This window comes from Synechococcus sp. MIT S9503 (assembly GCF_047304175.1).
Lineage (GTDB): Bacteria > Cyanobacteriota > Cyanobacteriia > PCC-6307 > Cyanobiaceae > Synechococcus_C.
In genome coordinates this window covers 1,940,402-1,964,399 of the sequence record NZ_CP138955.1, presented here as the reverse complement: position 1 = coordinate 1,964,399, position 23,998 = coordinate 1,940,402, and the positions used below count along the sequence as shown (strand labels likewise).

Sequence of the window (23,998 nt, the reverse complement as noted above, 5' to 3'; positions counted from 1 at the left end):
CAACGATTTTCAGATTTCGTCCGACGCGATCAAGGTGCTCAGTCCCGCCTCATCAATCACCTTGATTCCCAGTTTGTTGGCTTTCTCCAGCTTGCTCCCCGCCTCTTCTCCGGCGAGCACAAAGGATGTTTTTTTGCTGACGGAACCACTGACCTTGCCACCTGCTGCCTCAATCAGATCTTTCGCCTGAGATCGGCTCATGGAGGGAAGCGTGCCGGTGATGACAACGGTCTGACCGGAAAGCGCCCCGGACATGCTGGTGCGACTTGCCAGATCCAGGCGCTCCTGTTCGCTGGCGGCCAGTGAGAGGCCGACTTCACGAAGCTGCTGAACCAGCGTCTGATTGGCTCCAGTGCTGAACCACTGCTGCAGGCTCTGGGTGATTTCCAAGCCGATGCCATGCAGCTCACTGATCGCTTCAGGGTGATCAACGGCCGTCTGGGCAAGCGTGTCGACATCAGGAAATGCTGCTGCCAGGGCTTTGGCGTTGACTTCGCCCACGTGGTGGATGCCCAGGGCGTAGAGCTGGCGAGCCCAGGGCTGGGCGCGGGACGTCTCCATCGCCGTCACGAGGTTTTCGGCGCTTTTCTCGCCCATCCGTTCCAGGCTGCTGAGCAGTGCGACATCGAGGCGATACAGATCAGAGATCGAGCGCACCAGACCCCGCTCCACAAGTTGTTCGATCAATTTCCCGCCCATGCCCTCCACATCGAGGGCACCCTTGCTGACCCAATGGCGCAGAGCGCCGCGCAGGATCGCCGGGCAGCTGCTGTTCACGCAGCGGGTTGCGGCTTCACCGCTTTCCCTCACCAGCTCCGACTCGCAGCTGGGGCACTGATGAGGAAGATCCAGGGGTTGAGCACCTTCGGGCCTGAGCTCTGGAAGCACCCGCAGCACTTCGGGGATGATCTCTCCGGCCTTGCGCACCACGATCGTGTCGCCGCTGTGTAGATCCAGTTCCGTCAGTCGGTCTGCGTTGTGCAGCGTTGCCCGACTCACGCTTGTGCCGGCCAGAGCGACGGGTTCGAATTCCGCCACCGGTGTGATCACGCCGGTGCGGCCCACCTGGCAGGTGAGTCGCAGCAGCCGGCTGGGAGCTTCTTCCGCCGGGTACTTCAGGGCAATGGCCCAGCGAGGTGCTTTCTGCGTGAAGCCAGCGCTGTCCTGCAGACGCAGGTCGTCGAGTTTCACAACCACACCGTCTGTGGCGTAATCAAGATCGTGCCGCCGACTGTCCCAGGCGTTGAAGAAGCTCTCCACCGCGGCGAGATCTGGCAGCAGGGAGGCATTGGGATTCACTCGGAAGCCGGCTGTTTTCAGCCAGCTCAGGCATTCCCACTGGCTGGTCGGTCGAGAACCTTCCCAGTCATTCGGCAAGTGCAGTGTGTACGCGAAGAAATCGAGCCGTCGTGAGGCCACCACCCTGGGATCGAGCTGGCGCAGGGTGCCGGCACAGGCATTGCGTGGGTTGGCGAATAGCGGTTCATCCCGCGCTGCTCTGTCAGCGTTGATGGCCGCGAAGGTGCGATCGGGAATCAAAGCCTCGCCGCGCACCTCCACCCAGGCAGGTGGGGGATCGATCTGCAGTCGCAGAGGGATCGATGCGATGGTGCGCACATTGGCGGTGATCTCCTCGCCTTGTTCCCCGTCTCCGCGGGTGGTGCCCCTGACCAGCAGCCCGTTCTCATAGCTGAGGGCAAGGGCATTGCCGTCGATTTTGAGTTCTCCGACCATGGGCAGTGCCGGCGGGGGAGCATCCGCAGCTGGCTCTCGGTCAAGCACCTTCAGCAGGCGTGCATACCAGCTGCGCAGTTCTTCAGCACTGAATGCGTTGTCCAGGCTGAACAGGGGAATGCGATGGGCCACGCTGGTGAATCCCTCGGAGGGAGTTCCACCCACGCGCTGGGTGGGGCTGTCGGCGATCACCAGCTCGGGGTGAGCAGCCTCCAGATCCAGCAGTTCGCGGTAAAGGCGGTCGTAGACCGCGTCCTCCATCTCGGGAGCATCAAGCACGTAATAGGCGTGGGCTGCTCGGGTGAGCAACTGCCTCAGTTCAGTGGCGCGCTCATTGAACTGATTCGACGCGGTTTGTGAAGCTGGCGCAGTCACGGTCTGAACAACTCAGCTCTTGACGGTGGCGATGCGCTCGATTTTCCAGGTGTCCTCCACTTTGGTGAACGTGAAGTCGAGGGGCATTTCCTCTTTGTTTTCTGCGATCAGTTTCACGGTGAGGATCATGCTGCCCTCTTGCAGGCGCGGCCGGCCTGATTTGAGGTTGCGATAGCGGTTGAGCTTCAGGCCCGCCAGATAGCGGATGAACTGCTGCCGGTTGACGTGTTGGCGATAGGACTTGGTTGTGAGCAGATAGGCCGCGTCGACGCGCCCTGCTGCCACCTGGGTGAAAAATTGCTTGATCAGCGGGTTGATGCCGCGGGCGCTCAGCACAAGCTTCACCGCGGTGACCGTCCAATAAAGAAGCAGGGCACCACCCCCGGCCAGCAGGGCCTTGCTCCCGATCTCCCGCACCAGACCCAGATCCATCAGCTGTTTCCAAGTGAGTGAAGAGTCTGACTGACGGACCGCTGGATGGAGGCAGACTGGACCGACGTTGTTGTGCGGTTGACCGCCACCCATGCCGCTCGAGCCGCTGCTCCCTCTGTTTCATCGCCTGAATCGGGAGCATTTCGAGGGAGCCCTTTGCCAAGGACATCAACCCCTGGTGGCCTTGCGATGGAGTGACGGTCGTCTGCGTCGCACGGCAGGTCTGTACAGACGCGGGCCTGCTGTGGCGCCACCGTTTGGGCGTGAAATCGTGCTGTCCAGGCCTCTGTTGGATCCTCTGCCGCGAGAGGCCACAGAAAGCACTCTCTGTCACGAGATGATCCACGCCTGGGTGGACCTGGTGCTGCAGCGAGAGGAAGGTCACGGACCCTGCTTCCGGCAGCGGATGCAGGTGATCAACGCGACGCAGTCGAGATTCGAGGTCAGTGTTCGCCATCGCTTCCCCGTTCCGCAGACCCCGCCGCGCTGGATTGCGATTTGTCCTTGCTGCGGTCAGAGAACTCCCTATCGCCGCAGGATGCGTCAGGCGGCCTGTCGATTGTGCTGCGATCGGCATCATGGGGGTCGCTGGAATGCCAGTTGTCTGCTTCGCTACGAAGCGGCGCCGGAGGTGAGCTGAGCGGGATGGAAGTGTTTCTCTGGGTGTTGGAGGCCGGTGGCGTCTCGATCGTTCTGATTGGTCTGCAGCGGGAGCGTTGGTTGCAGCACAGACGTCGGTAACGTCGGGGCATGGATTCACGTCGACAACGCCCGCAGCGCGGTCCTGATCCTCTGGACCGAAGGCTTGACCGGTGGCTGGACACCGGACGTCAGCTTGTTGACGGTGTTTCCGGAGCAAGACCAGGGCGCCGCAGCATCGATCGTCTGGATGGTGCTTCCCGTCTGGATGCGATGGGACGTTGGGTCGGTGATCGCATCGACTGGCTGCTGGATGAGGAGGATGACTGGCGTGAGGTGAACGAACGGCCGCAGGTCATGCAGAGCTCCCGACCTGTACGCGTCGGCGCTTCGGCGAGTGTTGATCGATCAACTCCTGCAAGACGCAAACGCCCGCTCGAGGCCATGTCCCGCCGACAGCCGGTGCTGCCACCGCCGACAGCCTCTGCTTCGCCGTCAACCTCTTCTGATCAGGATGACGTGTGGCCTGAGGACGACAGCTTCAAGGTGGAGCGATGGAAGCGTTCTGAGAGTCGTGATGGTGTCGCTGACCCAGCTCCTTCAACAACGTCACGGTCGCCGTCCCGTAGACCATTGCCGCGATCCAGTCGTCGTCGTGATTGAACAAGAGCATTTCTACTTATGCTGTGAGTCATTGCGTAATTGGTATGAGCAATCTTGTGGTGATCGGCTTTCCCAAGGTTGAGGAAGCTGAGCAGGTGCGTCTCGAACTGGTGGCCATTCAGGAGGAGCACCTGATCACACTTGAGGATGCGGTGGTCCTCGAGCATGGCAGCGATGGTCATGTGCATCTTCGTCAGGCCATCAACATGACCGCCACCGGCGCCATGGGCGGCAGCTTCTGGGGTCTGCTTGTCGGACTGATTTTCGCCAATCCCCTGCTCGGGCTGGCGGCCGGTGCCGGCGCTGGTGCCGCCTCGGGAGCTCTCAGCGACATCGGCATCAACGACAAGTTCCTCAAGGAGCTTGCCGAAACCCTGCCTCAGGGCAGCGCAGCACTTGCTTTATTGGTGCGCGATTCAACGCCTGATCGGGTGATCGAACGTCTGCGTCGTCACGTGCCCAATGCACGCTTGGTGCACACCAGCCTCAGTCACACCGACGAGGAGAAGCTGAAGGAACAGCTTGAGAAGGCTCGCAAGCAGGCTGAGGCCCTGCGCATGGCCTGAGCCAGCCGTTCAGTGCCGATTGCTCAGCGGCCGGCACACCTGAAATCGGCAACCACGCCGAGTCAGCTGACGGTTGACATCTTCCACCAGGTCGGGCGGCAGTTCCTCCGCCATTTGATCTGCTGTTGTGGTGATTGAAGGCGAGCCCGCCGTCATCGCTTCCAGCAGATCGGCCCACTGGCCGATGTGTTCAGAACGGGACACCGGCCGGTAACCATGTCGCTCCAACACCTCTGCGCAGAGATTGGCGTTCCAAAGCACCGAGCGACCTCCGATGTGAGCCGTGCGTTGTTCAACCGCGCCTGCCTCCAGTGCTGCGTCGGTTGGATGGCCATGCCGATCTCGCCAGCCCTCATGTTCGAGGGCCCTTCCGCAGTGGATCGAAGAGATGCCGAAGTTACGGCCCAGATCGTTGAGGGTCGTCCAGGTGGAGGTCGCCATGGAACCATTGCCGATGAGGCCATGATTGCTTCAGCACAAAGACAGGCAAGTTGTCAAGTGCAAATCCGCATCAAACGCAGATTATCTTCATGACGATGCATGAAGCGGACGCCTTGGGGCTTCGCCCAGCCAGCGCTCGAGTGCCGGGCTGAACACTTCACGGATCACGGTGAGCTCTCTGCCCTTTCTGAAAAAGCGGTAATGGCGGCTCCAGAAGGGACCTCGCTCACCGAACCCCTCCTCCAGCCACGGTTCAGAGACAAGCGCCAGGCCATCCACCTCACGGAACAGTTCCGAGCGTCCCTGCGTGAGGCTGAGCCAGATCGGCTGTTCGCGATTGCTCAGACTGCGTTCGGCTTCATCACGGTTCCACCAGCTTTCAGCCCAGGCCAGCGTGGTGTCCCCACAGGTCAGCCAGACCTGACGGCGCAGCAGGGGCGGTTCAAGCTCCTGTACCTCAGTGGGTCGTGGTCCACCGGCTTGTTCGTCAAGGTTTGCATCGGCATCCATTGCGATGAGACGTACCTGCACGCTGTGGCCGGTGAGCAGGCGCAGGTGTCTGGTCGGGCTGCCGTCTCCCAGCAACATCAGGCGCCAGGGGCCTGGCAGCCAGCCAGGTTCCTCACCAGCAAGAACGGAGGATGTTGGCGCTTCCCAAAGCACTGACGGGGAGGGAGTCAGGGAGCTCAAGGTGCTCAAAAAGCTCCTCCGACACTGAGGGATTGAGTCGCACCAGCGCGCTCGATCACCGCGCCACTGGCGCTGATGCTGCGGAGGGTCCAGCCGCTGTTGCCGATCATTTCGCCGGGGACCGCTGAGAGGGAGAGGTCACCGAGTTGAAAGATGGCTGAGCCACCGCTGTTACCACTGTTGACCACGCCCACCAGCAGAGGTTGTGTAGCCATAGCGGATGACTGATCAGCCAGTGGGGCAGCGATGTTGTCCTCTGATGAAGGCAGTGGAATTGTGATTGGCTCCAGTGTTGTGGATGAGTTGGGGAGTGTGGCGATCTCCAGCTCGTTTCCCGGGGAGGACTCTTCAGCGTTTCTCTCGGTCGATGGGGTGGCGTCGTTATCTGATGTGGATTGTGCCGTTCGATTGCTTCGGGCTTTGCCGGTTTCAGCTGCCTGGTTTCTGCGCAGCCTTTCGATCAAGGCGAGGTTGCCTTCCCGCTCCAGCGCCTGCTGGGTGAGCCTCCAGTGAAGTGTGAGTCCGCTGATGCCAAGAACAGCGAACAGGCCAAGGCCCACCATGCCGACCTGAGGCCAGGTAATCGTTGACGCAGTGCGAGGCGTCGCTGGCGTTTGATTCGACTGAGGATTCACCTCGACCCGCACAGTTTCAAGAATGTTGTCCTTATCGCTGAACACGCGGTCAAGAACCTGCTCGGCGCGCAGGTTCCAGTAAGCCCTGGAGGTGGGGAAACGAGTGGGCAACGCAGGCCGGTGAGTGCGCCAAAGCTATCGAGCGTTGGCGGCGGAGGCGAGTGATGTGCGGTTCTGGTTGCGGCGCTGCTGCAGTTCCAGCCAGACGAGCAGAGAGCTGAGGTCAGCCTGGCTCACACCGGGGATCTGGCTGGCCTGTCCCAGCGTGAGCGGACGGACATTGGCCAGTTTTTCGCGTGCTTCGCGCGACAACGTGCTGATGGTGGCGTAATCAACGCCGGCGGGAAGCTTGCGTTTGCCCTGGCGTTTCACCTGGTCGATCTGCTGTTGCTGCCTTTGCAGATAGCCGCTGTATTTGATGTCGATCTCAGCACCTTCTCGAACTGGCAGCGGCAGATCGGCATCGGCGAGGCCGTGGCGCACCAGATCTGCAGCATGCATCCCTGGCCGACGCAGCAGGTCGGCAAGAGTGATCGACCCTTTGATCGCTGCGCCGGTTTCCGCCTCCACCGCAGGGGCCACGGGATCACTCACCTTGAGCCGCTGGCTTTGCAGGCGCTGCTTTTCTTTTTCCATCGCATCGAGCTTCTGCTCGAACAACTGCCAGCGGCGGTCATCAATCAACCCCAGCTCCCGGCCCAGAGGAGTCAGACGTCGATCGGCGTTGTCACCGCGCAGCACCAGGCGGTACTCACTACGGCTGGTGAGCACCCGGTAAGGCTCGCGCAGATCCCTGCTCACCAGATCGTCAATCATCGTGCCGATGTAGCTGCTTTCCCTGGAAAAGTGCACCGCTTCTTGCCCCCGGATCCGTCGAGCGGCGTTGAGCCCTGCCACCAGACCTTGGGCAGCGGCCTCTTCGTAACCCGTTGTGCCGTTGAGCTGTCCGGCGCTGAACAGTCCCTCGATCCTTTTGGTTTCCAGCGACGGCAGCAGTTGGGTGGCTGGCAGGTAGTCGTAATCGACGGAGTAAGCCGGTCTCAGCATCACGCACTGTTCGAGGCCGGGGAGACTGCGCAGCAGTTGCAGCTGGACAGGTTCGGGGAGCCCGGTTGAGAACCCCTGTACGTAAATCTCCGGTGTGTCGCGACCTTCAGGTTCAAGAAAGATCTGGTGACTGTCTTTGTCTGCAAAACGAACGATCTTGTCTTCGATTGAGGGGCAGTAACGGGGCCCTTTGCTGTCGATCACGCCGCCATAGATCGCGGTGAGGTGAAGGTTGTTTTTGATCAGCTGATGGGTTTCAGCCGTGGTGCGGGTGATGTGACAGCTCATCTGTTCGCCGCTGCTCCAGGAGCCAGGGTCAAAGGAGAAAAAGCGGTCTGCGGCATCGCTGGGTTGCTCCTCCAGCTGATCGAGGGCGATGCTGCGCCGATCCACTCGTGCTGGAGTTCCTGTTTTCAGTCGGTCGGTGTGGAACCCCAGCTGTCGCAGGGCTTCGGTGAGTCCTTCGGCAGCCTGCTCTCCGGCACGACCAGCGGCCATCGACTGGTGCCCGACCCAGATGCGGCCTCCGAGAAAGGTGCCGGCGGTCAGCACCACGGCGCTGGCGCCGTAGACGCTGCCGAAATAGGTGCGCACGCCTGTGATGCGTGCCTTGGGTCCCTGGCTTGGATCCCAGGCTTCTCCGCCGCCGTTTGGATCACCATCGATCTCAAGACCAGTGACCATCGCTTCGCGTAGAGCCAGGTTGGGGGTGTGCTGCAGCAGTTGCAGCATCTGACGTGAGTACTGACGTTTGTCGGTCTGGGCACGCAGGGCCCAGACGGCAGGGCCGCGGCTGGCGTTGAGGATTCGCTTCTGAATGGCCGTGGCATCGGCGAGGCGCCCGATCACGCCGCCAAGAGCATCCACTTCATGCACAAGCTGGCTTTTCGCCGGTCCCCCCACGGCCGGATTGCAGGGCTGCCAGGCGATGCGGTCGAGATTGAGGGTGAACAGTGCTGTGTTTAGCCCGAGGCGGGCAGCGGTGATGGCGGCTTCACAGCCTGCATGGCCTCCTCCCACGACGATCACGTCGAAGACTTCAGTGGGAGCGGTGGAGGCAGTCATGACCTTATTCTCCAATGCCACCGGTTGATTGGCCCCAGAGGTTCAGATCATTTCCACCAGCATGGTGATGTCGTTGAAGTCCCAGTCGGAGTTTCGCGATGCAAGTGTGTCTTCATAGCCAAAGAAGTTGCTGCCTAGATTTTTAACGTGAATATGATTGTCGCGCGCACTTGTGACTCCAAAAGTAAATAGATCATTAGTGTTTTGATTTATAAAAACAGGGGCATAAAATCCTTTCTCATTTTGGTTAATGTTCCATTCAACCTGGCGAGTTGTTGTGCCATCAATCAGGAGCTCATGGCCGCCTGGATTAATAAGATTGTCGCGAATGACTTGGTTAAAGGATTGCTCGGCTGTTGAAGCAATTCCATTGACTGTGAATCCATTGATTTTATCACCAGCCAGTTTAACAAGGCCTATCCTGTTGACATCATCGCAATGACTTTGAAGTGTTATTCTCAGTCTTGCTGTTGGAGTATTGATCTCAGTTAGGTTCAGAATTGAGTCATAAATATTGTTTTGTTCTGAAGCAAGTTGAGCGGCAACTGGATTTTCAGCATTTTGAGATGTGGTGATTTTGATTGATAGGTCATCGTGGTCATTGTCTCCATTCTCGCTGTCATCAAGGTGAACAATGAATCCGCCAGTTATTGTGTCGATCCGAAGACTTGGCAATTCGTTCAGTTGTGAATTATTGCTTAATTGATGGAAGAACCATTCGCTGCCAGCATCGAGAAAGATTTCGTGTTTTCCCAGGTTGGTGGAGTCGCGAGTGGCGCCGATTGATCCGATTGAATTACCAAGGCTGTCCACAATTTGCAGACTGTTTTGCCAGTCGGTGTTGGCCTTAAGAACTACCAGCTTTATCCAAAGCCCGGTTTGTCCAGTCACTTCAAAGCCTGTGTCATCTCTGTTTCGGACGAGTGTGCTGAGTGCAATGGGTTGCTGAGCAGTGTTGTTCTCACTGTCACTCTCAGTATCGTCGCTGCTGGCGTCGTTATCGGATGTTTTGAGAGTGGTGGTGGCTGTTTCAGTGCCGGCGTAGCCGCCTGAATTGGAAGCGGTGGCAGTGAGTGTGGTGGTGATGTCGCCATCAACGAGGCTGTCGTCAACGCCGGTGACGGTGACGATCTGAGCTGTGTTCCAGTTGTCGGTTGTGAATGTCAGCGACGAAGCGCTGAGGGAATGTTCAGTGGTGTCGTCACCGGTGATGGAGACGGTGACATTCGCCGTTGGTTTGGCATCAAGAACAACGGTGAAAGTAGAGGTGGAGCCTGCTTCTGTTGTGAGCAGATTGCCGGAACCATCGGTGGTGCCGGTCTGGGTAATGGTGAGACCGTAACTATCGTTATCGGATGTTTTGAGAGTGGTGGTGGCTGTTTCAGTGCCGGCGTAGCCGCCTGAATTGGAAGCGGTGGCAGTGAGTGTGGTGGTGATGTCGCCATCAACGAGGCTGTCGTCAACGCCGGTGACGGTGACGGTCTGAGCTGTGTTCCAGTTGTCGGTTGTGAATGTCAGCGACGAAGCGCTGAGGGAATGTTCAGTGGTGTCGTCACCGGTGATGGAGACGGTGACATTCGCCGTTGGTTTGGCATCAAGAACAACGGTGAAAGTAGAGGTGGAGCCTGCTTCTGTTGTGAGCAGATTGCCGGAACCATCGGTGGTGCCGGTCTGGGTAATGGTGAGACCGTAACTATCGTTATCGGATGTTTTGAGAGTGGTGGTGGCTGTTTCAGTGCCGGCGTAGCCGCCTGAATTGGAAGCGGTGGCATTGAGTGTGGTGGTGATGTCGCCATCAACGAGGCTGTCGTCAACGCCGGTGACGGTGACGGTCTGAGCTGTGTTCCAGTTGTCGGTTGTGAATGTCAGCGACGAAGCGCTGAGGGAATGTTCAGTGGTGTCGTCACCGGTGATGGAGACGGTGACATTCGCCGTTGGTTTGGCATCAAGAACAACGGTGAAAGTAGAGGTGGAGCCTGCTTCTGTTGTGAGCAGATTGCCGGAACCATCGGTGGTGCCGGTCTGGGCAATGCTGATGCCGCCGGTTTCATCGTCAGTGTTCTTGACTGTGATGGTGGCTGTTTCAGTGCCGGCATATCCACCTGTGTTTGATGCAATTGCAGTGAGTGTGGTGGTGATGTCGCCATCAACGAGGCTGTCGTCAACGCCGGTGACGGTGACGGTCTGAGGTGTGTCCCAGCTGTTGGTTGTGAATGTCAGCGAGTAGGCGCTGAGGGAATGTTCAGTGGTGTCGTCACCGGTGATGGAGACGGTGACATTCGCCGTTGGTTTGTTATCAAGAACAACGATGAAAGTAGAGGTGGAGCCTGCTTCTGTTGTGAGCAGATTGCCGGAACCATCGATGTTGCCGGTCAGGGCAATGGTGAGGCTAGGCATCGTTATCGGATGTCTTGAGAGTGGTGGTAGCTATTTCAGTGCCGGCGTAGCCGCTTGAATTGCAACCGGTTATTACGGGCCTTGGCTTGTGAATTGGGTTTCCAGATCCTCCGCAGTGGCTGTCTGATGGCGTTTTGTCACCACACTCACTGCCCTCGCGGCCAAAGTGCACCGCATCTTGACCGCGGATGCGCCGAACGGCGTTGAGCCCAGCCACCAGATTCAGCCCCAAGCGGGCAGCCGTGATGGCAGCTTCACAGCCTGCATGGCCTCCTCCCACGACGATCACGTCGAATGATTCAGTTGGTTCAGGACGGTTGCTCATGCATTCATTATCGGAATTACTAGAGCACTGATCCAATCAGGTTGCAGCTCGGTTGAGGTGAGGAGCCTCTGTCTGGACCCAGTCACTCGCTGACAGCTGTTGACAAGCGTTTGACTGAAACGTCTTCACCACAGATCAACAGTGCTGTCTGGTAGTGGTCCACTGAGGCTGGAGATCGATGGTGTCATCGACAGGGTTGGAATGTTCTCGGAGCTTGAGTTGGGATCGATGCTTTGAGGTATGAGCTCAATCCCCTCAAAGCTGACATCAATCCGGTTGGATTCTTTTGGCAATGTTGTTGTCGATGAGCTTTCGTTTGATGGCTGATTGTCGCTCTGAGGTTCATTCGGCTTGTTTGTATGATTGCTTTTGATCTGATGAATGCTGTGCATCGCCATTTTGGATAACAAAATCAATGGCAAAAGTGCGGTTCTGAGCAGTAGAAAAGCAGGAGACTCTTCTTCTCTCACAGTACTAAGTTCCAGATCAATGTTTGGACGTTCAGAATTTGGCTGACTGGTGTTGTCTGATTCCTGCGCGCAACTTCCGATAGCTAATTCATTGCTCTCTGGGAGACTGATGGAAAAGATTTCCGTTTTTGTTTTGGCTGAGGGGCCGCCGATTTGCAGGCTTGCCGCAATTTCTAAATTGGAGATGGCTTCTCCTGATTCACTGTCATTAGGATTGGCCCATACAATTTGGGGTTGATCCCAGTCTTCGGAAGTGAAATGAAGAATGTTGGTCGAAAGTTTGGCCTGTAAGGTTTCAACTGTTAGTTCTACAGTTGCATCCTGAGCAGGCTGTTTCAAAAGGGAGATGAAAATTGGGATCTCACCGGTTCTGTGATTCGGAACATGATCATCCCAATCGGTTAGGCAAAATTTGGGGAGCATGATGCGGACGCCATTATTCAGGTCAAAAGACGTCAGTTGCCCCCAATTTGAGGGTTGCAAGCTGCCCGCACCTCCACCACCTTCTTCTGCATTTAAGAACTCCGGATCCGACGATTGGAACTTGAGCATGCTGAGGTCATTGGAGGCAATCAGAAATGAGTCAGCTGATGTCAGGAAGTTCGAGAAATTGTTTGTTGTCGAAGTCTGATCGTTAATTAAAGCGCCAATCAAAGTGTCGATGAAAGCATCATTTGTTGTGCTGCTATCTGATGAAGCGTCAGAAGAAATGCTTGTTGAGCTGCTTGTTGAGCTGCTTGTTGAGCTGCTTGTTGAGCTGCTTGTGGGGCTGCTTGAAGAGCTGCTGGTGAAGCCCTTTCGAGCAGAATCACCTCCATCATCGTTATCTCCTGTGGTGTCCTTACCAATGGACTTATTTCCAGAAGAGTATGAGAGGTCTGCTGCACCTGTAATTGCGATATCAAAATATTGACTTGACCTTAGGAGACCATCGCTGACAAAAATTTCAAATGATTCAGTTGCATTTTCGCCTGCTGTCAGTTTGTCGACGGCCATGATATCTGGCGAATAGCTGTAATCTCCTGTTGATGTGTTGAGGTTCAGTACGCCGTAGTTTCCTTGGAATGAGCTTGTTGAGTATGTCTGGATATTGCTTGAAGAAGTAACAAAAGACCCAATCCCAAATGTTAGTGATGCCGAAGCATCTGGATCATTCGCTGTGAGTTTGCCTGTGAGGTTGCTTGTGCTTACCTTTGTAGAGTTAATTTTGTCAGTGACGATTCCTGCAGTAATTTCATAAAGCACTGGGGCATCATTGACCCCAATGACTTGTATTTCGATTTCCGCTGTATCAGTATTTTCACCATCGCTAAGTGTATAGGTAAACAAATCAGTTTCTCGATCACCAGGATCTAATGCATCTGCGGCTGCTTCATTGGCGGAGTAGCGGTAAGAACCGTCTAAATTGATTTCAATTGTTCCAAAGTTTCCTGTTGCATTTCTGCTGATTGTGTTGGAGTTCAACAGCTGTCCAAGTATCTCAGCGCCCGTCCGGACTGTTGAGATTGAGAGAGAATCCCCATCAGCATCAGAATCGTTGGCTATTAAGCCTTGAACAACAGGCCTGGACTTAGAGCTATCTTCCTCGACTTCAAAGACGTCATTGGTTGCAACTGGCGTGTCATTGATACCGGTAATACTGATGACGATCTCAGCTGTATCGGTATCTTTAGAGTCAGAAACTGTGTAGGTAAATGTCTCGGTGCGGGTTTCACCAGTGAGCAGTCTTTTGGAAGCTATTTGATCTGCAACGTAGAGGAAAGAACCATCAGATTCGATGGTCATCGTTCCGAATTCACCGGTAAGGGCTTGCCCTGGCTGAAATTCCACATTGTTTTGCTGTTCTGTGCCTAGGCGGAATTGCTGAATGGTTAGTGATTCTCCTGCTTCCGGACCTAAGTCATTAGCTAAGAGATTGTCCTCCGTCGCTGTCGAGATGGTGGATCCTGCATCAATTAGGACATTCTCATCTTCACATTCAGGAGCATCATTGATGCCACCTACGTCCACTATTGAGGTGATTGCAATTGAGTTAGCGTCACCGTCGTTGACTTGCCATTCGATCTCGCGTTCGCCAAGGACCGGGTCAATATTATCTAAATTTTCATAAGTTACCGACTCGAGTGCTTCGATGTAATCGGAGATGGATGCAGTGCCTGTTAATGAAAGAGTTCCTGTTGGTTGATCCCAATTACCGGTGATCCCAGAGATACTTGTGAAGTCGAGTACGTCCTCTAAGGGTTGGTAAGTAAGTGCGTTGAATTTGATAGTGGCACTTTCAATATCTGTATCATCGGGGTCAATGATGTCTAGGCTGCCGTCAATCACGGTAACCTCGCCTTGCTTCTCGGTGTATTTCTTTTTCTTGGTAGCATCAACAATATGAGGAGCGTCATTGATGCCATTAATTGTGAACTTAATGTCAGCTGTATGCGTCAGCTTGCTGTCAGTTAAAATATAATGGAATGAATCTATAGCTGTTTCTCCAGATCCGAGCGCGTTGGCGTTATCTGCTGCATATTGATAGGATCCGTCTGTATTGAGTGTAAGTAATCCATACGCTCCATTGATGGCTTGCCCTAGAATTCCTTGAATTGGTGTGTTCTCGCTGCTCTCGCCCAGGTAAAACTTGTGAACTGTGAGTGAGTTACCCTCTGCGTCGCTGTCATTGCTGTTGATGATGCCATCGGCTTTAGTAACATTAATATTGCTGTCTTCATTGAGCGTGATGGCATCATCAACGGCAACTGGCGCTGTGTTGGAGTCCTGAACATCAATTGTGATTTGTGCTGTCCCTGTTCTGTCGCCGCTATCTGTAGCTGTGATGTCTAGGACATGTTGATCTGATTTGTCATAGTCAAGTGACTTGCCTGTGGCTAGAAAAAGCTTGCCTGTAGTCTCATTGATGGCAAAGAGGCCGCTTTCGTTGCCTGATGTGATGGAGTATTGGATCGACTCACCATCGAGGTCGGTGTCCTGAGCCGTGTTGTCATCGCTGAGGTCGATGAGTTCTGCGCCAGCAACGACTGAATCAAGAACGTCAATTCTTTGCGGAGCCAGGACCGGATCATTGTCGTTGACATTACCGACGTCGATTTGGAAGGTTTTCTCTGTGGTTTGTGTTCCGCCGTTGGTGTCAAAGGAGGTGCCAACGACTTTGATCAGATGGCTAGTCGATGTCTCGTAGTCCAGACTTCCAGCAAGAGTGACTACACCTGTTGTTGCGTTCAGGCCGAACAACACGCCCGGGTTGCCATCACTGGCAAAGGCATAGGAGAAGCTTGTTCCGGCATCCCCATCGCTGCCATTTGCTGTGATGCCGACGGTGGTGCCGGCTGTTGCATTTTCTGCAATCGTGTTGGTTGTTGCATCTCCATCACTCAGTGTCGGATTGAATTCATCAACATCAGTGACCGCAATGGTGATGTCTTTGCTGGTGGTTGATGTGTCGCCGTTGGAGTCGGTGGAAGTAGCGCGAACGGTAACGGTGTGGGTCTGGGCGGTCTCGTAATCGAGCGCGCCGTTCAGGGTGATGACGCCGGTTGTGGCGTGGATGGCAAAGAGGTCGCTGGGATTAGAGGTGAAGTCGTAGGCGATGGAGGTGCCGTGGTCGGCATCGGTGCCAAGAGCGGTAACGCCAACGCCATCACCAGCTGTGGCATTTTCAGCAATGGTGTTGGTGGCTGAATTGCTGTCGGCAAGTGAGAGGGTGTTGTCATCAACATCAGTGACCGCAATGGTGATGTCTTTGCTGGTGGTTGATGTGTCGCCGTTGGAGTCGGTGGAAGTAGCGCGAACGGTAACGGTGTGGGTCTGGGCGGTCTCGTAATCGAGCGCGCCGTTCAGGGTGATGACGCCGGTTGTGGCGTGGATGGCAAAGAGGTCGCTGGGATTAGAGGTGAAGTCGTAGGCGATGGAGGTGCCGTGGTCGGCATCGGTGCCAAGAGCGGTGATGCCAACGCCATCACCAGCTGTGGCATTTTCAGCAATGGTGTTGGTGGCTGAATTGCTGTCAGCAAGTGAGAGGGTGTTGTCATCAACATCAGTGACCGCAATGGTGATGTCTTTGCTGGTGGTTGATGTGCCGCCGTTGGAGTCGGTGGAAGTAGCGCGAACGGTAACGGTGTGGGTCTGGGCGGTCTCGTAATCGAGCGCGCCGTTCAGGGTGATGACGCCGGTTGTGGCGTGGATGGCAAAGAGGTCGCTGGGATTAGAGGTGAAGTCGTAGGCGATGGAGGTGCCGTGGTCGGCATCGGTGCCAAGAGCGGTAACGCCAACGCCATCACCAGCTGTGGCATTTTCAGCAATGGTGTTGGTGGCTGAATTGCTGTCGGCAAGTGAGAGGGTGTTGTCATCAACGTCGGTGACATTGATGGTGATCGTGGCTTGATCAGTTTTATTGCTATCACTTGCCTGGACGACTAATCGGATCACCCGATGATTGGCATTCTCATAGTCCAACGCTTGGCCAGCAGCGAGCGTGATCTGTCCAGTTGCGGAGTGAATCGCAAATAGGTTTCCTGGGTTTCCATCACTTGTGAAGGTGTAGGTGATTGCATCGCCATCATTGTCTTGGTCTTGGCCAGATCGCTCATCGTTGATATCGATTACTTCTGAGCCAGAGTTGATGTTTTCTGAGACGCTCTTGGAGGTATCTGCAATGTCAGGGGCGCTAGTGTCAATGTTGCCAACCTTGATGGTGATGTTAGCTGTGTCGCTTAGTTCGCCATCACTGGCTTGAACTACAAGGTCGTATTGGTTGGTTCCTCCTTCGACGTAATTGAGTGAATTGCCACTGACGATTGATAGCTCACCTGTATCTGCACTAATTTGGAATAGGCCGCTATTATTGCCGCCTTGAATCGCATAGCTGAGGTCATTATTTTCGGCGTCAATATCATCGTCTTGGCTGCTATCATTGATGTCTAAAAATACTGTGGCAGCGGCAAAGTTTTCTTTGACGGTGATGATTTGATCATGAATGACTGGGCTGATGTCGTTGACATCACTGACCGCAATGGAGAGTGTTTTGCTGGTGGTTGATGAGTCGCCGTTGGAGTCGGTGGAAGTAGCGCGAACTTTGACGGTGTGGGACTGGGCGGTCTCGTAATCGAGCGCGCCGTTCAGGGTGATGACGCCGGTTGTGGCGTGGATGGCAAAGAGGTCGCTGGGATTAGAGGTGAAGTCGTAGTCGATGGAGGTGCCGTGGTCGGCATCGGTGCCAAGAGCGGTGATACCGACGGTGGTGCCGGCTGTTGCATTTTCTGCAATCGTGTTGGTTGTTGCATCTCCATCACTCAGTGTCGGATTGAATTCATCAACATCAGTGACCGCAATGGTGATGTCTTTGCTGGTGGTTGATGTGTCGCCGTTGGAGTCGGTGGAAGTAGCGCGAACGGTAACGGTGTGGGTCTGGGCGGTCTCGTAATCGAGCGCGCCGTTCAGGGTGATGACGCCGGTTGTGGCGTGGATGGCAAAGAGGTCGCTGGGATTAGAGGTGAAGTCGTAGGCGATGGAGGTGCCGTGGTCGGCATCGGTGCCAAGAGCGGTAACGCCAACGCCATCACCAGCTGTGGCATTTTCAGCAATGGTGTTGGTGGCTGAATTGCTGTCGGCAAGTGAGAGGGTGTTGTCATCAACATCAGTGACCGCAATCGTGATGTCTTGGGTTGTTGCAGAACCATCGGAGGACGTTGCTCTGACTGTGATTGTTTGTGATTGCTTGCTTTCGTAGTCGATCGCACCGTTGACGGTGACAACGCCTGTTGCGGAGTGAATGGCAAAAAGGCCGCCGGCATCATCGGTTAGTGAATAGGAACTGATCGTTGCGCCGCGATCGGCATCAGAACCTAAGGCTGTGACTCCGACGGTGGCTCCAATAGAGGAATTTTCTACGACTGTGTTTTGACTGCTATTGTTATCGATTAAGACGACATGATGGTCATTTTCGTTGGTGATATTGACCGTGATAATGGCTTCGGTTGATGTCGTCCCGGCTTGGGCAAGGATGGTGAGTTGGTGGCTGGTTGTGACTTCATGATCAAGGGTGGCGCCAGCTTTGATGGTGATGGCACCGGTACTGGGATTGATGGCAAATAACCCCGTGCCTCCTGACTGAATGCTGTAGGTAATTGATTCACCATCCGGACTTTCGTCCTTCAGCGTGTTGGAGTCCTGCAGGTCAATGACTGTGACCTGAGATGTTGTATCTGTATTTTCAGCAAAGCTCTTGGTTGCTGACTGGATGCTTGCTGGAGTGCTGGTGCCAATGGCTAAGTAATGGATGCTCTCTTCGCTATGCGCTACCTCGCCGTCGCTTGAAGTGTCTTCTTGAATGCCAACGCTGAAGGTGCTGGTGTTGAGATCATGAACGCGGCTAAAGGCTGGATCTGAGCCTTCAAATGTGCGTAGTCCGGCGAGTAGGAAGGGAGTTGATGTATAGGTGTTGAGGAATGATTGCTGTTTGGGCGTGTGGGTAAAGACTTTGTCTAGTGCTTGTCCTTCAAGTTCAATGCCACCACTATTGCTGTTGCCGCCCGAATAGGCCATCCAGGCAAAGATTTCCTTGGCAGGGTGTGCGCCTTTATTTTCTGCCTCTTGGAAGCTGTATTGAAACCCTGTTGAACTGACATTTTTGGTTCGTGTGGTGATGAAATCTGAACCGCTATGTGTTTGTGACTGACCAAAGAGAACGGGAATATCACTGAAATTTGCACCAGTAAATGGGATCGTGCTCGACCAGGTGTTTGATTTCGTTGAGGGGTTACTGGGATGCCTCGTTTGGCCTTCTGATTTCGCTAGAAAGATCTTCCCATCGGCGAGTTCATGTTTGCCTTCTTCGATCACTAAGTAGCTGATGATTTCATCTGTGTGAAAACTCTTTCCTTGGGAGGTTCCGTAGTACTTTGGTTCGTCGAGTTGTACTTGGAAGGAGCTTTTGGTGACAGCATTCAGTCTTGTTGCAACAGGGTCTTGCTCATTGCGGCTGACCACATTGCTGAAGACCAGAGGCGATGAGAAGCCTCCCGCAAGATTGAGGTCAATCTGTGTAAAAGCAGGCCCAACTTTTGCGTATCCATACTCAGCAAATTTATTCCTGTCTTTATCAACTAAGAATCGGCTGCTCAGGCCAATGATGGAGAGATTGGTGACCGAGTGATTGCTAAATGAGCTCGCGTCATTGCCGCTGAAATCCTGGGCTGCAGCACTATCATCACCGCCTGATGCATCGGTGTAACTGACTTGAATGTTGGTATCGCTGCTCGTAATCGCTTGATTAAGAGTCAGTTCAATTGTTGGGCCATTGGCCTTAATTCCCGTGATTGCTATGGCTGTTCCATTAACTGCAACGCTGAATTGGCTGCTGCTTGGTAGATCTGCTGAAAGGTTTTCGCTGAATTTGACAATGATCTGCTCGCCATCAATTGAGGTTTGAATGGAGCTCAGGCTGGGCGCGACGCTGTCATGGAACTTGAGGACACGAACCGTCCCTTCGACGCTTGGAGCTGAGTCGTTGGATGCTGGCGAACCAATGGCGAGATGGGTGCCATCCCCCGACAGACTGATCGCTGTATCTTCGTTGTTTCGAAAACTTTGTTGGGTTGTTCCATCAAGATCAATGCCCTGTTGCTGCCATGAGCCATCAATGAACTCGTAGAGCCGGACATGGCCTGAATTATTGCCGCCACCATCATTGAGATGAGCTGCAATGGCAACTCGATTGCCATTGTCAGAAAGGCTTACGGCAATGCCTGATTGGTCGTCATTGGCTTCTCCATAGATGGGCAAGCCAAGAGGTTGCAGGCCTCCTCCTTCTTGAATCTCATAAATATCAACCCGGCCTTTATTGCTTCCGGCGTCGTCATTTTGTGGTGATCCAGCCGCTAAAACTGTGCCGTCGGCTGAGATGGAGATTGAAAATCCTCGCCGATCATAATCAGCTATTCCATCAATACCGCGACCATGTTTGAGCCATTTCTTTTGGCTGCTGTTGTAGCGATATAGATAAATGCGCCCATCCTCTTTATCATTTCCAGTATTTCCATAACCTCCGAAAGCTACCGTGTCGCCATCTGCTGAGATGTCGACGGCTGCACCAACATAGCCAGAGGCTGTATCGCCACGGACCCATTTCTCCTGGACCCATTTGTTTGAGTCATTGAGGCGGAAGATTCTGACAAGTCCAACATCCTTCTTTGAACTGAAATCATAATCAGATGCCCCCGCGACTAGTACTTTGCCGTCGGCTGATAATGCAACCGATTTGCCAAAAGCCTCACCTTTAGTGCCCCCTTTGATTTCATGGTTGCTGGCGTATTCTGTATAGCTTGTGCCGTCATATTGGAATGTGCGGATGTGTCCAGCATTTGTTTTGCTTCCGTTATCAAAATGACTGGCTCCTATTGCAAGAATCGTTCCGTCGGCTGACAGGGCCACGGCATGGCCATATCGATCTTGACTCGCTGTACCGTTAATCGTGTCAATGAGATTCCAATTTTCTCCATTTCGTTGATAAATACGAATTTGCCCTCTATATGTTCCTCCTCCGTCTGCTTGCGGTACGCCAACAGCCATTGTGCTGCCATCTTTTGAAAGGCTGACTGCAGTGCCATACCAATCATCTGTGGTGTCGCCTTTCAGGTTGCTTTGATTACCAGCTTCTTCAAAGGCCCTGCCTTCCACTGTCGAGTTGTTGGTGACGGAGGTGTTGCTCAGATCTGCGGCTTCATTGCCCTGGTTGTCTTGGATGGCATTGCTGTTGTTGGATCTCGTGTGTGGAGTGGCGTAAGCAACGGTGACCGCCTGATCGTTTTCGACGGTGTTGGTGAGCGTGAGCTCTACGGTGGAGCCCGAGATGGCTACGGCGGTGACGGCATTGGCAACACCACCTGAGGTGACCGTGAAGGCAGAAGCCGCTGCGGTGGTGGCAGAGAGCGCCTCGCTGTAGGTGAGGATGACCTTGGTGCCGTCGGTGTTGGTTGCAGCCGACGAGAAGGTGGGAGCGGTGCCAGCAATGGTGGAGTTGTTGGTGACCGAGGTGCTGCTCAGATCTGCGGCGTCATTGCCTTGGCTGTCTTGAACGGCATTGCTGTCATTGGATCCGGATGGATCGGTATAGGCAACGGTGACGGCCTGATCGTTTTTGATGGTGTTGGTGAGCGTGAGCTCAACGGTGGAGCCCGAGATGGCTACAGCGGTGACGGCATTGGCGGCACCATCCGTGGTGACGGCAAAGGCCGAGGTTGCTGCCGTTGTTGATGACAGCGCCTCGTTGTAGGTGAGCACAACTTTGGTGCCGTCGCTGTTGGTTGCAGCCGACGAGAAGGTGGGAGCGGTGACGTCAGCGACTGCAAACACCCGCACATGGCCTGAATCATTCCCATTCCCGTCGTTGTACTTCGTGCCGATGGCAACAGTGCTGCCGTCACTGGAAAGAGACACCGCCCAGCCGCTTTGATCGTCAGCTGCTTCTCCATCAATGTCTGAGCCGACTTGCACCCAGTCATTGCCATCCCATTGGTAGAGGCGTGTATGGCCTGATTTATTGCCGTTGCCGTCGTTGCTTGGGGCACCGATGGCAACAAGGGTTCCGTCGCCGGAGAGGGAGATGCTTTGGCCGCTGCGATCTTCTAGGGCTTCTCCATCGATGTCACTGCCGAGTTTGTTCCAGCTGGTGCCATTCCACTGGAAGATGCGCGTGTGACCAGATTTCTCGCCATTGCCATCGTTGTAATAAGCGCCAATGGCAACAACGTTGCCGTCGCTGGAGAGGGAGACGCATTTGCCGCTATGGTCATGTGCAGCCTCTCCATCAATGTCACTGCCAAGTTTGTTCCAGGCGGTGCCATTCCATCGGTAGATGCGTGTATGGCCTGAGTTCGTTCCATTGCCGTCATTGAAAAGAGCACCACCGGCAACTGTGGTGCCGTCACCGGAGAGCGACATCGTCTCTCCGAACCAGTCGCCTGCGGCCTCTCCATCGATGTCGTTGCCGCGTTGAACCCAGGCCGTGCCATTCCAGTCGAAGACGCGGATTTGGCCGGCATCATTGCCGTTGTCAGAGTTGCCAGCTGCGCCCCTGGCGACAGTGTTGCCGTCGCTGGAGATGGAGACGGTCCTGCCACTGACGTCAGTTGCGTTTTCACCATCGATGTCTTCGCCGCGTTGAACCCAGGCCGTGCCATTCCATGCAAAGACGCGTACGTGGCCGGCATCGGTACCGTTGCCGTCATTGCGTAGAGCCCCAATGGCAATGACCATGCCATCACTGGAAAGGCGGTTGGCGGCTGTCTTGTCACCGGCAACTTCTCCATCAATGTCATTGCCGAGTTGGTTCCAGGCGGTGCCATTCCACTGGAAGATTCGTACATGGCCTGATTTATCTCCATTGCCATCGTTGAGAGGTGCACCGATGGCAATGATGCTGCCGTCTGCTGATAAGGAGACGCCTGTTTCATTTCCGCTTAGATCACCAGCCGCTTCTCCATCGAAGTCGGGGCCAAGCTGAACAAATTGAACTGATGAGTTGTTGGTGACCGAGGTGCTGCCCAGGGTTACCGCGTCATTGCCTTGACTGTCTTGAATGGCATTGTCGTCGTTGCCATTGGATGGATCGGCGTAGGCAACTGTGAGTGCGTGCCAGCTCGGAATGGGCCTGGTGACTGTCAGCTCAACGGTGGAGCCCGAGATGGCTACGGCGGTGACGGCATTGGCAACACCACCTGAGGTGACCGTGAAGGCAGAAGCCGCTGCGGTGGTGGCAGAGAGCGCCTCGCTGTAGGTGAGGATGACCTTGGTGCCGTCGGTGTTTGTTGCAGCCGACGAGAAGGTGGGAGCGGTGCCAGCAACGGTGGAGTTGTTGGTGACCGAGGTGCTGCTCAGATCTGCGGCGTCATTGCCTTGGCTGTCTTGAACGGCATTGCTGTCATTGGATCCGGATGGATCGGTATAGGCAACGGTGACGGCCTGATCGTTTTTGATGGTGTTGGTGAGCGTGAGCTCAACGGTGGAGCCCGAGATGGCTACAGCGGTGATGGCATTGGCGGCACCATCCGTGGTGACGGCAAAGGCCGAGGTTGCTGCCGTTGTTGATGACAGCGCCTCGTTGTAGGTGAGCACAACTTTGGTGCCGTCGCTGTTGGTTGCAGCCGACGAGAGGGTGGGAGCAGTGCTATCGCCGAGGCCTGTCTCAAAGATTCTTACGTGACCGGAATCAGTTCCATTCCCGTCATTCAGGTGGGCACCGATGGCAACGGTTGTGCCGTCACTGGACAGAGAGACGTTGTAGCGGCCGCTGTTGTCACCAGCTGCTTCTCCATCAATGTCACTACCAATTTTCGTCCAGGCGCTGCCATCCCATTGGTAGAGGCGTACGTGGCCTGAGCTGCTGCCATTGTCGTCGTTGCCATGTGCACCGATGGCCACAATGGTGCCGTCACCGGAGAGTGAGACTTTCTGGCCGCTGCGATCTTCTGCAGCTTCTCCATCGATGTCACTGCCGAGTTTGTTCCAGCTGGTGCCATCCCATTGGTAGATACGGGTATGGCCTTTTTTCTCGCCAGCCCTTGGCCAAGGGCCGCCAGCGTCCACGCCATCGTTGTAGCGAGCTCCGATAGCGACAATGTTTCCGTCTGTGGAGAGTGAGGTGGACGAGCCGCTGTGGTCATCAGCAGCTTCTCCAACGATGACATTGCCTAGTGGGCTCCAGACGGTGCCATTCCACCGGTAGATGCGCGTATGGCCTGAGTTGTTGCCATTGCCGTCGTTGTAAGGGGCACCAGCAGCAACCGTGGTGCCGTCACCGGAGATTGAGACGCCGGTCCCGAAATAGTCGTTGGCGGCTTCTCCATCAAGGTCGCTGCCGAGTTTGTTCCAGCTGGAGCCATTCCACTGGTAGATGCGAACGTGGCCTGCGTTGCTGCCATTGCCGTCATTCGTCCAGGCACTGATGGCAACGGTTGTGCCGTCATTTGATAGAGAGACACCGTCGTAGTGGCCGCTGTTGTCACCAGTTGCTTCTCCATCGATGTCGCTGCCGAGTTTGATCCAGCTGGAGCCATTCCACTGGTAGATGCGCGTGGTACCTCGATAACTGCTATTGCCCCAAGCGCCGATGGCAACAATGTTGCCGTCGCTGGAGAGGGAGACGGCAGAGCCCGTCTGGTCATTCCACCCTGCTCCATCGATGTCGCTACCGCGTTGAACCCAGGCATTGCCATTCCAGTCGTAGACGCGCGTGTGACCTGCGGCGCTGCCATTGGCGTCGTTGCCATTGGCTCCGATGGCAAGAACGCTGCCGTCGCTGGAGAGGGAGACCGACTGACCGCTACGGTCATCAGCGGCTTCTCCATTGATGTCGGGGCCGAGTTGGGTGAATGACACCGCTACACCCCCTTAGTCCATGCGAGGTGTTGCTCGGCCAGAATTCGTTTCAGGCCAAAAGAAGCCCATCAAGATGCTCTTTCTAAAGGCTTTCAAAACTGATTTTAAGGGAGATTCTCGTTAGAGCTTCGCCTGCTG

Annotated in this window: 12 protein-coding genes; 3 read left to right on the top strand and 9 right to left on the bottom strand. The window is 55.1% G+C overall.

Going from position 1 to position 23,998, the window contains the following annotated elements:
- Window positions 1-9 precede the first annotated feature (9 nt).
- Both ligA and SIB56_RS10900 read right to left on the bottom strand, forming a co-directional pair.
- Complete coding sequence (gene ligA / locus SIB56_RS10905) at window positions 10-2,109, bottom strand: NAD-dependent DNA ligase LigA (RefSeq protein WP_413323961.1); 2,100 nt, start codon at window positions 2,107-2,109, stop codon at window positions 10-12.
- A gap of 12 nt (window positions 2,110-2,121) precedes the next feature.
- Window positions 2,122-2,541: a hypothetical protein gene (locus tag SIB56_RS10900; RefSeq protein ID WP_413323960.1), complete on the bottom strand. Its 420-nt coding sequence runs from the start codon at window positions 2,539-2,541 to the stop codon at window positions 2,122-2,124.
- Window positions 2,542-2,632: 91 nt separating this feature from the next.
- Here SIB56_RS10900 and SIB56_RS10895 point away from each other — a divergent pair, with 91 nt between their 5' ends.
- The 3 genes from SIB56_RS10895 (at window position 2,633) to SIB56_RS10885 (ending at window position 4,409) form a co-directional block, all read left to right on the top strand.
- A complete protein-coding gene (locus tag SIB56_RS10895; protein ID WP_413323959.1) occupies window positions 2,633-3,181 on the top strand; it encodes a SprT family zinc-dependent metalloprotease in 549 nt (182 codons plus the stop codon).
- A 110-nt stretch (window positions 3,182-3,291) separates the two neighbouring features.
- The gene (locus SIB56_RS10890; protein WP_413323958.1) at window positions 3,292-3,843 is read left to right on the top strand and encodes an RNA helicase; all 552 of its coding nucleotides are present in this window, start codon (window positions 3,292-3,294) and stop codon (window positions 3,841-3,843) included.
- Between the two features lie 44 nt (window positions 3,844-3,887).
- Window positions 3,888-4,409, top strand: coding sequence for a DUF1269 domain-containing protein (locus SIB56_RS10885; protein ID WP_413323957.1), 522 nt, complete (start codon window positions 3,888-3,890; stop codon window positions 4,407-4,409).
- 9 nt (window positions 4,410-4,418) lie between these two features.
- Here the strand turns inward: SIB56_RS10885 and SIB56_RS10880 are convergent, their stop codons facing one another.
- From SIB56_RS10880 to SIB56_RS10850, 7 genes are all read right to left on the bottom strand, one after another.
- Complete coding sequence (locus tag SIB56_RS10880; protein ID WP_413323956.1) at window positions 4,419-4,850, bottom strand: hypothetical protein; 432 nt, start codon at window positions 4,848-4,850, stop codon at window positions 4,419-4,421.
- Between the two features lie 87 nt (window positions 4,851-4,937).
- Window positions 4,938-5,531: a chorismate lyase gene (locus tag SIB56_RS10875; RefSeq protein WP_413327323.1), complete on the bottom strand. Its 594-nt coding sequence runs from the start codon at window positions 5,529-5,531 to the stop codon at window positions 4,938-4,940.
- A 14-nt stretch (window positions 5,532-5,545) separates the two neighbouring features.
- A complete protein-coding gene (locus tag SIB56_RS10870; protein ID WP_413323955.1) occupies window positions 5,546-6,286 on the bottom strand; it encodes a hypothetical protein in 741 nt (246 codons plus the stop codon).
- Between the two features lie 24 nt (window positions 6,287-6,310).
- A complete protein-coding gene (mnmG, locus tag SIB56_RS10865) occupies window positions 6,311-8,287 on the bottom strand; it encodes a tRNA uridine-5-carboxymethylaminomethyl(34) synthesis enzyme MnmG (protein ID WP_413323954.1) in 1,977 nt (658 codons plus the stop codon).
- A 42-nt stretch (window positions 8,288-8,329) separates the two neighbouring features.
- Window positions 8,330-10,684, bottom strand: coding sequence for a beta strand repeat-containing protein (locus SIB56_RS10860; protein ID WP_413323953.1), 2,355 nt, complete (start codon window positions 10,682-10,684; stop codon window positions 8,330-8,332).
- A complete protein-coding gene (locus tag SIB56_RS10855) occupies window positions 10,677-11,009 on the bottom strand; it encodes an FAD-dependent oxidoreductase (RefSeq protein WP_413323952.1) in 333 nt (110 codons plus the stop codon). Before SIB56_RS10855 ends, SIB56_RS10860 begins: the two co-directional genes overlap by 8 nt.
- Window positions 11,010-11,134: 125 nt before the next feature.
- Window positions 11,135-23,860: a cadherin domain-containing protein gene (locus tag SIB56_RS10850; protein ID WP_413323951.1), complete on the bottom strand. Its 12,726-nt coding sequence runs from the start codon at window positions 23,858-23,860 to the stop codon at window positions 11,135-11,137.
- Window positions 23,861-23,998 lie beyond the last annotated feature (138 nt).